General features: G+C 67.2%; 13 protein-coding genes. 6 read left to right on the top strand and 7 right to left on the bottom strand.

Features of this window, described 5'->3' with window-relative positions:
• Window positions 1-19: 19 nt before the first annotated feature.
• The 4 genes from holA to AC3A5Z_RS14980 all read right to left on the bottom strand — a co-directional run bounded on the left by holA (window position 20) and on the right by AC3A5Z_RS14980 (window position 4732).
• The gene (gene holA / locus AC3A5Z_RS14965; protein ID WP_487520146.1) at window positions 20-1018 is read right to left on the bottom strand and encodes a DNA polymerase III subunit delta; all 999 of its coding nucleotides are present in this window, start codon (window positions 1016-1018) and stop codon (window positions 20-22) included.
• A complete protein-coding gene (gene lptE / locus AC3A5Z_RS14970) occupies window positions 1015-1506 on the bottom strand; it encodes an LPS assembly lipoprotein LptE (RefSeq protein WP_487520147.1) in 492 nt (163 codons plus the stop codon). The genes holA and lptE overlap by 4 nt, the downstream gene beginning before the upstream one ends.
• On the bottom strand, window positions 1493-4036 hold the full coding sequence (gene leuS, locus AC3A5Z_RS14975; protein WP_487520148.1) for a leucine--tRNA ligase: 2544 nt from the start codon (window positions 4034-4036) through the stop codon (window positions 1493-1495). Before leuS ends, lptE begins: the two co-directional genes overlap by 14 nt.
• A gap of 168 nt (window positions 4037-4204) precedes the next feature.
• On the bottom strand, window positions 4205-4732 hold the full coding sequence (locus tag AC3A5Z_RS14980; RefSeq protein ID WP_487520149.1) for a DUF3576 domain-containing protein: 528 nt from the start codon (window positions 4730-4732) through the stop codon (window positions 4205-4207).
• Between the two features lie 289 nt (window positions 4733-5021).
• On the opposite strand from AC3A5Z_RS14980, the gene AC3A5Z_RS14985 reads away from it, so the two are divergent.
• Together AC3A5Z_RS14985 and AC3A5Z_RS14990 are read left to right on the top strand one after the other, a co-directional pair.
• Complete coding sequence (locus AC3A5Z_RS14985; RefSeq protein ID WP_487520150.1) at window positions 5022-5969, top strand: porin; 948 nt, start codon at window positions 5022-5024, stop codon at window positions 5967-5969.
• Window positions 5970-6084: 115 nt separating this feature from the next.
• Window positions 6085-6753 (top strand): YggS family pyridoxal phosphate-dependent enzyme, encoded by a 669-nt coding sequence (locus tag AC3A5Z_RS14990; protein WP_487520151.1) that lies wholly within the window; start codon window positions 6085-6087, stop codon window positions 6751-6753.
• Here the strand turns inward: AC3A5Z_RS14990 and AC3A5Z_RS14995 are convergent.
• Genes AC3A5Z_RS14995 through ribA form a run of 3 tightly spaced genes read right to left on the bottom strand, consistent with a single transcriptional unit; the run spans window position 6729 to window position 10238 of the window.
• Window positions 6729-8597, bottom strand: a complete 1869-nt coding sequence (locus AC3A5Z_RS14995; RefSeq protein ID WP_487520152.1) for an amylosucrase — start codon at window positions 8595-8597, stop codon at window positions 6729-6731. The two genes, AC3A5Z_RS14990 and AC3A5Z_RS14995, sit on opposite strands and share 25 nt — an antisense overlap.
• Before the next feature lie 55 nt (window positions 8598-8652).
• Window positions 8653-9153: a L,D-transpeptidase family protein gene (locus AC3A5Z_RS15000; RefSeq protein WP_487520153.1), complete on the bottom strand. Its 501-nt coding sequence runs from the start codon at window positions 9151-9153 to the stop codon at window positions 8653-8655.
• Window positions 9150-10238: a GTP cyclohydrolase II gene (ribA, locus tag AC3A5Z_RS15005; protein ID WP_487520154.1), complete on the bottom strand. Its 1089-nt coding sequence runs from the start codon at window positions 10236-10238 to the stop codon at window positions 9150-9152. The genes AC3A5Z_RS15000 and ribA overlap by 4 nt, the downstream gene beginning before the upstream one ends.
• Before the next feature lie 150 nt (window positions 10239-10388).
• Here ribA and AC3A5Z_RS15010 point away from each other — a divergent pair, with 150 nt between their 5' ends.
• From AC3A5Z_RS15010 to AC3A5Z_RS15025, 4 genes are all read left to right on the top strand, one after another.
• Entirely contained in the window at window positions 10389-11075 is a 687-nt protein-coding gene (locus AC3A5Z_RS15010; RefSeq protein ID WP_487520155.1) for a response regulator transcription factor, read from the top strand.
• Window positions 11076-11313: 238 nt separating this feature from the next.
• On the top strand, window positions 11314-11628 hold the full coding sequence (locus tag AC3A5Z_RS15015) for a hypothetical protein (protein WP_487520156.1): 315 nt from the start codon (window positions 11314-11316) through the stop codon (window positions 11626-11628).
• Between the two features lie 73 nt (window positions 11629-11701).
• Window positions 11702-12490: an exodeoxyribonuclease III gene (locus AC3A5Z_RS15020; protein WP_487520157.1), complete on the top strand. Its 789-nt coding sequence runs from the start codon at window positions 11702-11704 to the stop codon at window positions 12488-12490.
• 53 nt (window positions 12491-12543) lie between these two features.
• Window positions 12544-13257 carry an NYN domain-containing protein gene (locus AC3A5Z_RS15025; protein WP_487520158.1) on the top strand — a complete coding sequence of 238 codons (714 nt, stop codon included), beginning with the start codon at window positions 12544-12546 and terminating at the stop codon, window positions 13255-13257.
• Window positions 13258-13308 lie beyond the last annotated feature (51 nt).

Genomic DNA, 13308 nt, shown 5'->3' on the forward strand with positions numbered 1-13308 from the left:
CGGCGCCTTTCCGCCGCCCTCAGCGCGGCAGCATCGCGAGGCGGATCAGCGCCCGCTCCATCAGCGCCATCTGCGGCGCGCGGCTGGCCGAGCGCAGGGTCAGGTCGGTCTCGACCAGGAGGGCCAGCGCCTGCTCCAGCCGGAACAGGCCCCAGCGCTGCGCCTGCCGCTGCATCTGCTCCTTGCGCGGGCCGAAGAACGCGGGGCGCCCGCCGCCCCCGCCCGCTGCCGCCTGATGCAGCGAGCGGAAGTGCCGCATCGCGCCGATGCAGAGCGTCACCGGGTTGGTGCCCTGCGCCTCGAGCCTGCGGATCAGCGGGCCGATCTCGCCCCGGCGGCCCTCGGCCACGGCATGCAGCACGTCGTCCACCTCGGCCTCGATCGAGGCGGGGGCCATCGCCGCGACATCGGCGGAACTGAGCGGCGTGGTGTCGCCCCATTTGTAGAGCGCGATCTTCTCCACCGTCTGGCGGAAGTCGCCCGGGTCGAGATCGCGGGCCAGCGCCGACAGATCGGCCATCGCCGCGCCGTCGATGCCGCTGAGGCCCGAGGCCTTCAGCGTCGCCTCGATCTCCTCGCGGCTCGGCGGATCGTCGTAGAGCCCGGCGGAAAAGGCATTGGGATGCGCCTCGAACAGTTTCTTCAGCGAGGACTTGCCGGTGAGCCCGCCCGCCGTCACCACCAGCTGCGCATCGCCCGGGCGCCACTCCTTCAGCGCGACGCCGATGGTCGCGGTCGCGAAATCGCCTGCCTCCTCCAGGAGCACCACGCGCGGGCCGGGGAAGAAGCCGGTCGCGGTCAGCGCATCGAGCAGCGCCGCCGGGTCCTTGCGCAGATCGGAAGCGGGCAGCCGGGTCAGCCGCATCTCGGCGGGGCCCTCGGGGCCGATCAGCGCCGCCACCACCTCCTGCCGCTTCAGCGCCACCCGCATCGCGTCCTGACCGAAGATCAGCAGGCCGGTCTTCGTCGGATCGGGTTTGGCGAAATAGCGCGTGGCCTCGATGCCCCGAAGGATCATCCGACCCAGCTTCCCGAGGTGGCGACCAGCTGCATGGTGATCTGGTCGGCGAGGATGCGCATCAGCCGGTAGGCCGCATCCTGCTCGGCCGAGATCAGCGCGACGGTCGATCCGGTGGCGGAATAGGAGGTGAAGTTGCGCACGGTGCCGCCCGTGACCCTGCGGCCCGTTGCCGTCTCGGTCAGCGCCCAGTCGATGGCGCCGGTGAGATTGTAGCGGGTGATCGAGTTTTCCGTGGTGATGCCGACGCCGACCGGATCGGTGCGGATCGTGTAGCTGAGCGCGAAGCGTGGCGCCTCGGGGCGGCCGATGCGCTCTTCCAGCCGCTCGACCAGATCGAAGCCGTTCTTGTCGTCGGGATCGTCCACCCGGATCGAGCCCTGCAGCTGGGCCGCGGGCCCGCCCGGCGCATAGGCGGGCTGGAAGCCGCAGGCGGCGAGCGCGCCCACGGTCAGAAGCAGGAAGCTGCGGCGGTCAGATGACGACATTGACGATGCGGCCCGGGACAACGATGAGTTTCTTCGGGGCGCTGCCAGCCAGCACCTTGACGACAGTCTCATCCGCCAGCACCAGCTTTTCAACCTCGGCGATGGGCATGTCCTTCGGCACGCTGATTTCCGCGCGCCGCTTGCCGTTGATCTGGATCGGCAGGGTGACCGTGTCCTCGACCAGGAGCGCGGGATCGGCCTTGGGCCATGCAGCCTGCGCCACCAGCCCCTGCCCGCCCAGCATCGCCCAGATCTCCTCGGCCAGATGCGGCACCATCGGCGACATCAGCTGCGCCATGGTCAGCATCGCCTGCTTCCGCGCCGCAGCCCCGGCGGTGGAGCGGTTCAGCGTGTTGGTGAACTCGTAAAGCTTGGCCACCGCCTTGTTGAAGGCGAAGCCCTCGATCCCGGCGGTCACCTCGGCGATGGCCCGCGCCGTCGCCCGCTCCAGCACCGCATCCTCGGCATTGGGTGCAGCATCGGCGCGGCCGATCTCGTCGGCCAGACGCCAGACCCGGCCCATGTGCTTGAAGGCAGCCTCTGCGCCGGAGGCCGTCCATTCCACATCGCGCTCGGGCGGCGAGTCGGACATGACGAACCAGCGCGCGGTATCCGCGCCGAAGGACTGGATGATCGACACAGGATCGACCACGTTCTTCTTCGATTTCGACATCTTGGCCGAGGGGATCACCTCCACCGCCTCGCCCGTGGCCTTCACCGCGCCGTTCTCGACATCCTCCGGCAGGTGATAGACCGGACGGCCCGCCGCATCGCGGGTCATGTAGATCTCGTGCGTCACCATGCCTTGGGTGAACAGCGCGTTGAATGGCTCGATCGCCTTCGCGGGCAGGTGCCCGGTCTTGTGCATCGCGCGGGCGAAGAAGCGCGAGTAGAGCAGGTGCAGGATCGCATGCTCCACCCCGCCGATATACTGATCGACGTTCATCCAGTAATCGGCGTCTTCGGCATCGGTCGGCGTCGCGGCATGCGGCGCGGTGAAGCGCGCGTAATACCAGCTCGAGTCGACGAAGGTATCCATCGTGTCGGTCTCGCGCCGCCCCGGGGCGCCGCATTTCGGGCAGGTGCAGTCGCGCCAGGTCGGATGGCGGTCGAGCGGGTTGCCCGGGATGTCAAAGCTCACATCGTCGGGCAGGCGGACCGGCAGGTTTTCCTTGGCTTCGGGCACGACGCCGCAGCTTTCGCAATGGATCACCGGGATCGGGCAGCCCCAGTAGCGCTGGCGGCTGATGCCCCAGTCGCGCAGGCGGTAGTTGGTGACGCCGCGGCCCACGCCCTGCGACTCGCAGAATTCGATGGCGGCGTTCACCGCCTCCTCGCCGGTCTGCACTTCCTGCCCCGCGAAGCCGCGGATGTAATGCACCTTCTCGGATTTCAGCGGCACATAGGCCTCGGCCAGCGGCGCCTCCTCGGCGCCCTCGGCGACGAAGACCGGCGGGATCGGCAGGCCGTATTTCGTGGCGAATTCGAAATCGCGCGCGTCATGTGCCGGGCAGCCGAAGATCGCCCCGGTGCCGTAATCCATCAGGATGAAGTTGGCGATGTAGACCGGCAGCTCGAAGGCGGTATCGAAGGGATGCCGGACGCGGATTCCGGTATCCATGCCGCGCTTCTCGGCCTTCTCCAGCGCCTCCTCCGAGGTGCCGATGCGGCGGCATTCGGCGACGAATTCGGCGATCTCGGGATTGTCGCGCTCCAGATGCTTGGCCAGCGGATGATCCGGCGAGATCCCGGCGAAGGACGCCCCCAGTAGCGTATCGGGCCGCGTGGTGTAGACCTCGAGCCGGTCGAACCCCTCCGGCGCATCCACGAGCGAGAAGGCGAACTGCAGCCCGCGCGACCGGCCGATCCAGTTGGCCTGCATCAGCCGGACCTTCTCGGGCCAGTCCTTCAGCGTGTCCAGCGCCTCGAGGAGTTCGCCGGAATAGTCGGAGATGCGGAAGAACCACTGCGTCAGCTCGCGCCGCACCACCGGCGCGTTCGACCGCCAGCCCTTGCCGTCGATCACCTGTTCGTTGGCGAGCACCGTCATGTCGACCGGGTCCCAGTTCACCACCGCGCTCTTGCGATAGACCAGCCCCGCCTCCAGCATGTCGATGAACATGGCCTGCTGCTGGCCGTAATATTCCGGATCGCAGGTGGCGAATTCGCGGCTCCAGTCGATCGAGAGGCCCAGAGGCTTCATCTGCTCGCGCATCACCTCGATGTTGCCGTAGGTCCAGTCCTTGGGGTGGCCGCCCCGCTCCATGGCGGCATTCTCGGCGGGCATGCCGAAGGCGTCCCAGCCCATCGGGTGCAGCACCGAATAGCCGGCGGCGGCCTTCTGCCGGGCCACCACATCGCCCATGGTGTAGTTGCGCACATGGCCCATGTGGATGCGCCCCGACGGATAGGGGAACATCTCGAGCACGTAGTATTTCGGCCTGGCCGCGTCGCGCCTTGCGCGGAACACGCCCGCCTCGTCCCAGGCGGCTTGCCATCTGGCTTCGGTTACGGCGGGATCGTAGGACATGGCGGCCTCATGGGTCTGGCGTACAGGCGCAGTTACACCGACCCAAGCCCGGAGGTCCAGAGCCGCGCCCTGCTTCTTCTTGGTCGAAAGGCTCCGGGGCCCGCGGCGGGGCCCGACACTCCCGGGACCGGGGCGCCCCCCGCCACAGATGCCGGGGCGCCGCCGGGCTCAGAGGTTGGAGTCGCGGATGCGCAGCTGGCGCGCACGGGTCAGGATCGCATCCTCGATCGCGCGCTGGGTCTCGGCCGAGACCGGACCGCCCTGCGACTCCAGCGCCACCTTCAGCGAGCGGGCATCGAGCGCCGGGTCCTGCACATAGACGGTGGCGCGATAGGCGCGGCCGCCACCCGGCGGACGGCCATAGCCCGTGACGATGACACCGGTGAAGGGATCGACCGATTCGACGGGCAGGAAGTTCAGGACCTCGAGCGAGGCGTTCCAGATATATTTGTTCACCTCGACCGTGACATTCGGGTCGTCGGCATTGGAGAACAGGTCCCAGATCGTCGAGCGGCGCGGGGCATCCTCGCGCGACAGGCGCTGGACTTCCTGCGGGCCCAGCTCTTCCATCTGGCCGGGGCTCATGTAGGTGGTCGCGTTGATCGGTGGGTTGGCGGCGGGGCTGCCGCTGCAGCCTGCCATCGTAAGCCCGAGACCACCGGCGATGGCGGCGCGCACAAGGCGGTTCAAGGTCATGCAGTCCCCCGTTCACAGATAATCCGCTGTCTAGCCGAGCGGTTGGGGCCGAACAAGGCTTTTCCCAGAAGCACAGGCGCTTCGGCAGATCCCGGCCCGGTTTTTCCGCGCTGCAGCGCCCGGATCTGGCGTTCACGAGACTGTGGCAAAGCTGCACCAACCCCCGCGTTCTTCCCGAAAGCCCGGTCGTTCGGATTGCAATCGAGCCCTCAAAGCGGGAAACAAAGGCATACCCAGTTCGGATTCCCCTGAGTTGGGCAGCACCTTCCAGATAAAACGAGGGAAAACTATGAAAAAGATTCTGCTTGCGACTACCGTGCTCGCATTCTCGGCTGGCTACGCTGCCGCTGAAGTCAGCTTCGCGGGTCAGGCCAAAATGGGTCTGAAGTACGACGGCACCCAGGACGAAGAGACGACGGCCCACAGCGAAGCCGTTCTCTACGTTGCGATGTCGGGTGAAACCGACACCGGTCTGGCCTTCGGCGCCACCATCGACATGATCGTCGAGAACAACGGCGACCTGGCCAACGACGACACCACCGTCTTCATCTCGGGCGCCTTCGGCAAGCTGAGCATGGGTGCTGTTCCGGAAGCCGACGAAAACGGCGGCATCGCCGACACCGGCTGGGACGACCTGAACACCGACGACGTGGCCGAGAACATCTCGGGCGACGAACTCGACGACTACCTCGACGGCCAGTCCCTCGACCACAACGTGAACTACACCTACTCGGCCGACGCGTTCTCCGTGTCGATCTCGGGCAAGGTTGACCGCGACATGGCCGACAGCTACGCCATCGGCGGCAAGTACAACTTCGGCGACGCCTACGTTGGTCTCGGCTATGCCAAGCACGACGGCCTGCTGTTCTCGGCAGCCACCACCTCCGTGGTCGGCGAAGCTGAAGCTGAAGTCGTCACCGCTGTTGCCGGCGGCACCTTCGACGCGTTCGGCATCGCTGCGATGTACAGCGACGGCACGATCACCGACTCGATCGGCGATCTTGACGTCAGCGCCTTCGGTCTGCGCGGCTCCTACACCATGGACGCCCTGACCCTCGTCGCCGCCTACAGCGACGCCGACATGGGCGACTTCGCTGCTGACCAGACCATCTACAGCATCGGCGCGGCCTACGACCTCGGCGGCGGCGCTCAGATCGTCGGCGGCGTGGCTCAGTACGAGCTCGGCGACGCCGACAAAGAAACCATCGCGGACTTCGGTATCACGATGAGCTTCTGATCCTTCACAGGATCCGATCGGGAAAAGCGGGCTTCGGCCCGCTTTTTTCATGTCCGGGGTGCAGCGTCGCGCGGGTCGTGCTAGACCGCAGCCCTGACGACAGAAGGAGGGCGGCATGGGTCTCGAGGCGATACAGGCGCGGATCGCGGCGGCGGAAGCGGCCAGCGGGCGTGCGGCGGGCTCGGTGCATCTGATCGCCGTCTCCAAGGTGCAGCCGCTGGAGCGGGTCGAGGCGGTGCTCGAGGCGGGCCACCGGACTTTCGGCGAGAATTACGTGCAGGAGGCAGCGGGCAAGTGGCCAGACCTGCGGGCGCGGTTCGGCGCGCTGTCGGTGCACATGATCGGGCCGCTGCAGAGCAACAAGGCCAAGGTGGCGATGGGTCTCTTCGAGGCGATCCACACGCTCGACCGGCCCTCGCTGGCCGAGAAGCTGGCCAGGCTGGCGCAGGAGCGCGGCGGCTGCCCGGATCTCTTCGTGCAGGTGAACACCGGGGCCGAGCCGCAGAAGGCCGGCGTGCTGCCGGGCGAGGCCGATGGCTTTGTCGCCGCCTGCCGGGGGATGGACCTGCCGGTGCGGGGGCTGATGTGCATCCCGCCGGAAGAAGGCGACCCGGCACCGCATTTCACGGAGCTGGCGCAGATCGCGGCGCGGAACGGGCTCGCCGGGCTGTCGATGGGGATGAGCGCCGATTTCGAGGTGGCCATCGCGCATGGCGCGACCCATGTCCGCGTCGGCAGCGCGATCTTCGGCGCGCGCGACTACGCCAGCCAGAGCCGCGCATAGGGCGGCAGGGTGATCTGCCCGGCCTCGGGCAGCACCGGCGCCTCGGCCAGCACATCCTGCAGCCGCACGGCCCCCTGCCCGCGCAGAAAGGCCTCGGGCACGTCCAGAGCGCGCTCGGTGAAGTTGAAGAGGCAGAGCAGGCTGCCCACCGGCGCGCGGCGGGCGAAGGCGAAGAGGCCCGGAATCCCGGCCTGCAGGATCTCGGTCGGCACTGCCCCGTGCAGCTCGGGCGTGGCGCGGCGACGGGCGAGGATGGCGCGCAGCCCGCGAAAGACCCGCCCCGCCGGAGTCTCGGCCTGGGCCCGCGTCGCCGCCAGATCCCAATCCATGCGCGGCCGGTGGATCCAGCGGCTGTCCTGCGCGTGGTCGGGTTGGTCGAGATAGCTGCGGTCGTTCGGCATCGCCAGCTCGTCACCCATGTAGATCAGCGGGATGCCCCCATAGGCCGCGATCAGCGCATGGCCCATCAGGATGCGCTGCACCGCCATCTCCTCGGCCTCGGGCGTCACCGCCGCCTCCAACCCCGCCAGCGCGGCCAGGCTGCCGGAGATCCGCTTGTCGCCGGTCGCCTCGTTCACCTGAAACGGCACGCCGCGGGCGAAGGAGCCGGGAAAGCTGCCCTCGTAGAAGGACGAGAGAAAGCCGCGATGCGCCGGGCCGCTGATCCCGAGCGCGCCCGCATCCTCGTCGGTGATGGCCCAGCCGATGTCGTCGTGACAGCGCAGGTAGGTGGCGTAGGTGGCGTTGTTCAGCGTCAGCGGGAAGTGGGTGCGCAGCACATGGGTCATCATCCAGGTGTCGCGGGTGGCCAGCGCCGACCAGAACTGCACCATGAGCGAGTTGTGATAGGCGAGATTGCCCTCGCGCCCGTCATGCCGCCCGCGCCCGAGATAGGGCAGCATTTCGGCGGGGCCGACGATGGCCTCGGCCAGATGGATCACCGCCGGGGCCACGATGCGCGAGCAGGCCCGGAGCGCCTGCAGGATCATGTGCACCTCGGGCTCGGACTGGCAGCGGGTGCCGATGCGCTTCCACATGAAGGCGACGGCATCGAGCCTCAGCACATCGACGCCGCGATTGGCGAGGAACAGCATGATCTCGACGATCTCGAGAAACACCTTGGGGTTGGTCCAGTTCAGATCCCACTGGTGCTCGTTGAAGGTGGTCCAGACCCATTTGCCGAGCTTGGGGTAGAAGGTGAAGCTGCCCGGCGCGGTGTCGGGAAACACTTCGACCAGCGTCTCCTCGAAGCGGCGCGGCAGAGCCTCGCTGTCGAACATCAGGTAATAGTCCTGATAGGTCTCGCGCCCGCGCGCCGCCCTCACCGCCCAGGCATGCTCCTTGGCGGTGTGGTTCAGCACGAGGTCGATGCAGAGGCTGATGCCGCGCGCCCTGAGCGCCGTCGCCACCTCCTCGAAATCCTCCATCGTGCCGAAATCCGGGTTGATGTCGCGGTAGTCCATCACCGAATAGCCGCCGTCGCTATCGCCCGGGCGCGGCTTAAGGCAGGGCATCAGATGGACGTAGGTGATGCCCAGATCCTGAAGGTAGTCGAGCCGGTCGAGCACGCCCTTCAGCGTGCCGCTGAAGCGGTCGATGTAGAAGACATAGCCCGCCCGGTCGGGGCGCTGGAACCAGTCCGGCTCCAGATCGCGCTTCAGGTCCAGCCGCCGCAGGTCGGCGGGGCGTGCGGCCCAGCCCTTGCGCAGCACCTTCATCAGCGCGCCACGGAACACCGCATAGTCGTGGCGGTGGCCGTAAAGCTCCTCCAGCATGGGCCAGAGATCCGGGGCACTGCGTTCCAGCCGAAGCGTGAAAATCTCGTCGTCCGGGGCATGAGCCATCGCGGGATCTCCTTTTTGCCACGATATGCGGCAGCAGATCCCATGGGAAGCACGCTCAATGGACGATTAGTCGCGCTTCCGGGCGCAGGCGGTTGGCGATCCACAGCAAATCGGGGAGGGCAAAGGCGACGCATCCGGCGGTCGGGTGACGCGGCCTGCGCCAGCTGTGCAGGAAGATCGCCGAGCCCCGGCCCGGCTTCGCCCAGGGCCAGTTCCAGTCGGTGGTCAGCACCACGTCATAGAGCGGATCGGGCCGCGACAGCCGCTCGTGGCCGAAGGGATGCGGAGCGCGGACCATGTGGTTGTAGTCGGGATCGCGCGGGTCGTCGGACCAGAGATCGCCCGGCTGGATCGGCACCGCCCATTCAGGAAGCACGGATGGCGCGATGCGGTCGGGCCGGTAAAGCAGGCCGGTGATGCCATGCGTGCCGCGCGGCGTGGCGCCATCGCCCTCGCGCTTGGCCCCGGTGATCCCGCCGCGGCCGATGGAGCAGGCAAACTGCCGCCCGCCGAAGCGCGCCCCCCAGGGCCCGACCAGAAGATCGCCGCGCCTCATGCCAGATGCCCCGACTTGGCGGCCTTGGTCGCGAGATAGCCCGCGTTCTCCTCGGTCTGGCCGACATGCAGCGGCACACGCTCGGTCACGGTCAGGCCATTGGCGGCCATCATCCGCAGCTTGTTGGGGTTGTTGGTCATCAGCCGCACCGCCGAAAAGCCCATCTGTTTCAGCAACCCCGCCCCGATGCGGAAGTCGCGCTCGTCATCCTCGAAGCCCAGCCGGTGGTTGGCCTCCACCGTGTCGAAGCCCTGATCCTGCAGAGAATAGGCCCGCATCTTGTTGGCCAGCCCGATCCCCCTGCCCTCCTGATTGAGGTAGAGCAGCACCCCCGCGCCCTCGGTCCCCATCTGCGCCAGCGCGGCGCGCAGTTGCGGGCCGCAGTCGCATTTCAGGCTGCCCAGCACGTCGCCGGTGAAGCAGGCCGAATGCAGCCGCGCCAGCACCGGCTGGCTGCGGTCGGGGCGGCCGATCTCGATGGCGTAATGCTCGGCACCGCCATCCTCGGGCCGGAAGACATGCACCCGCCCGGCCTGCGAGGCGACCATCGGCACCCGGGCCGAGACCACCGGATGCAGCGGCGAGCCGCGCAGCAGCTCCGGCGCCACTTCCGACAGGGCGAGCAGGGTCAGCGCATGCTCGGCCGCCAGCGCCAGACCGTTCGGCACCGGCACCAGCAGCGCCGCCGGCAGGAGATGCGCCGATTTCGCCAGCGCGATCGCCGCGCGGTGCAGCCCGACCGCCCCGCCGCGCAGCGAGCGGAACGGCCCTTTCATCGGCACGCGCAGATCGTCGACCGGGTTGGCCAGCGCCCGCAGCCAATCGATCCCCGCCGTCTCCGGCACCTCGATCCGCGCCAGGTCGCCGTCATAGGCATGCGCCTTCAGCGTCTCGGCGCGGCGCTGGGTGATCGCCAGCTCCGGCGTGCCCAGAAGCCGCAGATCGGCCAGACGCGCGGCATCCAGCGCCTCCACCGCCACCACCAGCGCGGCCTGACCCGCATCGGTGAGCACCACCGGCACCCCCATGCGCAGATCGCCCCGCGCCCGGGCTATGCGTTCGACGATACTCGGAGCAAGCGGCATGGGCGTTCCTTTCCTCCGTCTGTCTAGCTCCGGCTGAAGCGAATTGAAACATTTCCCCGCTTTCCGACACGAGCCCGTGAGAAATCGGTCGCATTGCTTGTCGCAGGGGTGAGCCGGGCGCATGTCACTGTCAGAACAAAGGAGGACGCCATGGCATCCCTACGCAAGATCCTGCTGGTGGACGATGAAGATGATCTTCGCGAGGCGCTGAGCGAACAGCTCGTGATGACCGAGGATTTCGATGTGTTCGAGGCGAGCACCGGCGCGGAAGGCATGGAGAAGGCCAAGGCGGCGCTTTACGATCTCGTTATTCTCGACGTCGGGCTTCCCGACACCGATGGACGCGAATTGTGCCGCCGCATGCGCAAGGCCGGAGTCAAATGTCCGATCCTGATGCTGACAGGCCATGATTCGGACAGCGACACGATTTTAGGCCTCGACGCGGGGGCCAATGACTATGTGACCAAGCCGTTCAAGTTTCCCGTGTTGCTGGCCCGCATCAGGGCGCAGTTGCGCACGCACGAACAATCCGAAGACGCGGTGTTCCAGCTTGGCCCCTACACGTTCAAACCGGCGCAAAAGATGCTGGTGGACGAGAAGGAGAAGAAGATCCGGCTCACCGAGAAAGAAACCAACATTTTGAAGTACCTGTACCGCGCCTCGCAGGGCGTGGTGGCGCGCGACGTGCTGCTGCACGAGGTCTGGGGCTACAATGCAGGGGTGACCACCCATACGCTTGAAACCCATATCTACCGCCTGCGTCAGAAGATCGAACCCGATCCCTCCAATGCGCGGCTTCTGGTCACGGAATCGGGCGGATACAGACTTGTTGCATGAATCGAAATTGTTGCGCAGATTGTATCCCATAGGTTGAATTCCGCAGGACCGTTTTCTGCAAAACGCGATCCCTCCGCCGCGTCGGGGACTTCAGACGCGGCACCCTCCCTGTTGGACCTGGCCGGGCCTCGTGCCCGGCCTTTTTTTACCGTTTCTGCACCTTTGACCGGGTAGTTTCTTGCAAGACGGGTCCTCCTGTTTCGGGAAATGTCCGGGTTTTTAGGAGGTATCGGTAAAAATGGCTCGTTTCCTGTCTCTCTGCGCCCTGCTCGCGTGTCTCGGCCTTCCGGCTCTGGCCGAGGATCTTGCCTTCACGCTGGCCAACCTGTCCGGCGTCGATCTGGCCGAATTCTACGCCTCGCCCGCCGATGTCGACGATTGGGAAGAGGATATCCTCAGCAGCGCCATGCTGGCCTCAGGTGCCAGCGGCACGGTGACGATCGCCGACGGGCGGGCGCACTGCAGCTACGATCTGAAGATGGTCTTCACCGACGGCGACGAGCTCGAGAATTCCGTCGATCTCTGCGAGATCGGCAGCTACACCATCCACTGACCTCGGCGCCCGTTTCGGGTGGTGCAGCGGGCAGGCCAACGTTATCCTCCGGCTCCTGACCAGAGGAATACGCATGACCTTCACTCTCGCCACCTGGAACATCAACTCCGTCCGCCTGCGCGAAGGGCTGGTCTCGCGGCTCCTGGCCGAGGAGATGCCCGACATCCTCTGCCTGCAGGAGTGCAAGTCGCCGGTGGAGAAGATGCCGCTGAACGTGTTCCACGACCTCGGCTATCGCTATGCCGTGGCGCGCGGCCAGAAGGGCTACAACGGTGTCGCCATCCTGTCGAAGCTGCCGATCATGGATGCGGGCGAGCGCGACTTCGCCCAGCTCGGCCATGCCCGCCATGTCGCGGCGCGGCTGGAGAACGGGGTGACGATCCATAACTGCTATGTCCCGGCGGGGGGCGATATCCCGGACCGCGAGTTGAACGCCAAGTTCGGACAGAAGCTCGACTACCTGACCCAGATGCGGGACTGGTGCCGCTGGGAGACGCCGGACCGCGCGATCCTGGTCGGCGATCTCAACATCGCCCCGCGCGAGGACGACGTCTGGAACCACAAGGCGCTGTTGAAGATCGTCAGCCACACGCCGGTCGAGGTCGATCACCTGAACGCGGTGATGGAGGCCGGCAAGTGGATCGACGTGACCCGCCACGACATCCCGCAGGGGCAGCTCTATTCCTGGTGGTCCTATCGGGCGGCGGATTGGGATCTGGCCGACAAGGGCCGGCGGCTCGACCACATCTGGGCCACGCCCGACATCGTCAACGCCGCCCACGACAGCCGCATCCTGCGCAGCGCCCGCGGCTGGCTGCAGCCCTCCGACCACGCGCCGGTGTTCGCGACCTTCGATCTGTGACGCCATGAAGCCGCCGCAATCGCGGCTAGACTTCCCCGAAAACGGGGGGTCGGATGACGCAGGAAGCCACGGATTTCAGCCTCGTCCGCCGAATTCCCACGGGCACGCTCGCCGTGCTGGCCGACGGCGAGAACCTGTCGCGCGCCTCGGTCGAGCCCCTGCTCGGGCGGCTGTTGCAGGCGGGGACGCCGACGATCCTGCGGGCCTATTGTGACCGGCTGAACCCGAACGGCTGGGAAAAGGATCCGCGGTTCCAGGTGACCTATCTCGACACGCTGGCGGGCAAGAACTCCGCCGACATCCGGCTGGTGATCGACGCGATGGATATCGCCCATGCCTCGACGGTGGATTCCTTCGCCCTGCTGTCCACCGACCGCGACTTCGCGGCGCTGGCCCACCGGCTGCGCGCCTCGGGGTTCTGGGTGCTCGGCGCCGGGCGGGCGGAAGCCTCGGCGCAATTCCGGCTGGCCTGTTCGGAGTTCCACGCATTGCCCGGCGAGCCGGAACGCCGCCCGGCGGCGGAGCCGACGCCGACGGTCGATCAGCGCATCCTGAAGGCGGTGCGCACGGAGGCGGCGCTGATGGCCCTGCTGCCGCTCGGTCCATTGGGCAACACGCTGCGGACCAAGCACGCGCTGGTGAAGACCGACTGCGGCCGCACCACATGGTCCGCGTATTTCCGCAGCCGGCCGGAGCTCTACGAGATCGTCGGCGAGGGGCCGGCAACCTGCCTGCGGCTGCGCGGCACGCGCCCCGTGCCGCGCTGATTCCCCGTGGGCGGATATGCCGCCTTGCTTTCCACGCCAGATCCGCTAGTT

The organism is Cereibacter sp. Soil_C_27, assembly GCF_057657095.1.

Bases quoted from the DNA above. Each gene is read 5' to 3' on its own strand.
- holA (WP_487520146.1), bottom strand. From the start codon at position 1,018: ATGATCCTTCGGGGCATCGAGGCCACGCGCTATTTCGCCAAACCCGAT.
- lptE (WP_487520147.1), bottom strand. From the start codon at position 1,506: ATGTCGTCATCTGACCGCCGCAGCTTCCTGCTTCTGACCGTGGGCGCG.
- leuS (WP_487520148.1), bottom strand. From the start codon at position 4,036: ATGTCCTACGATCCCGCCGTAACCGAAGCCAGATGGCAAGCCGCCTGG.
- AC3A5Z_RS14980 (WP_487520149.1), bottom strand. From the start codon at position 4,732: ATGACCTTGAACCGCCTTGTGCGCGCCGCCATCGCCGGTGGTCTCGGG.
- AC3A5Z_RS14985 (WP_487520150.1), top strand. From the start codon at position 5,022: ATGAAAAAGATTCTGCTTGCGACTACCGTGCTCGCATTCTCGGCTGGC.
- AC3A5Z_RS14990 (WP_487520151.1), top strand. From the start codon at position 6,085: ATGGGTCTCGAGGCGATACAGGCGCGGATCGCGGCGGCGGAAGCGGCC.
- AC3A5Z_RS14995 (WP_487520152.1), bottom strand. From the start codon at position 8,597: ATGGCTCATGCCCCGGACGACGAGATTTTCACGCTTCGGCTGGAACGC.
- AC3A5Z_RS15000 (WP_487520153.1), bottom strand. From the start codon at position 9,153: ATGAGGCGCGGCGATCTTCTGGTCGGGCCCTGGGGGGCGCGCTTCGGC.
- ribA (WP_487520154.1), bottom strand. From the start codon at position 10,238: ATGCCGCTTGCTCCGAGTATCGTCGAACGCATAGCCCGGGCGCGGGGC.
- AC3A5Z_RS15010 (WP_487520155.1), top strand. From the start codon at position 10,389: ATGGCATCCCTACGCAAGATCCTGCTGGTGGACGATGAAGATGATCTT.
- AC3A5Z_RS15015 (WP_487520156.1), top strand. From the start codon at position 11,314: ATGGCTCGTTTCCTGTCTCTCTGCGCCCTGCTCGCGTGTCTCGGCCTT.
- AC3A5Z_RS15020 (WP_487520157.1), top strand. From the start codon at position 11,702: ATGACCTTCACTCTCGCCACCTGGAACATCAACTCCGTCCGCCTGCGC.
- AC3A5Z_RS15025 (WP_487520158.1), top strand. From the start codon at position 12,544: ATGACGCAGGAAGCCACGGATTTCAGCCTCGTCCGCCGAATTCCCACG.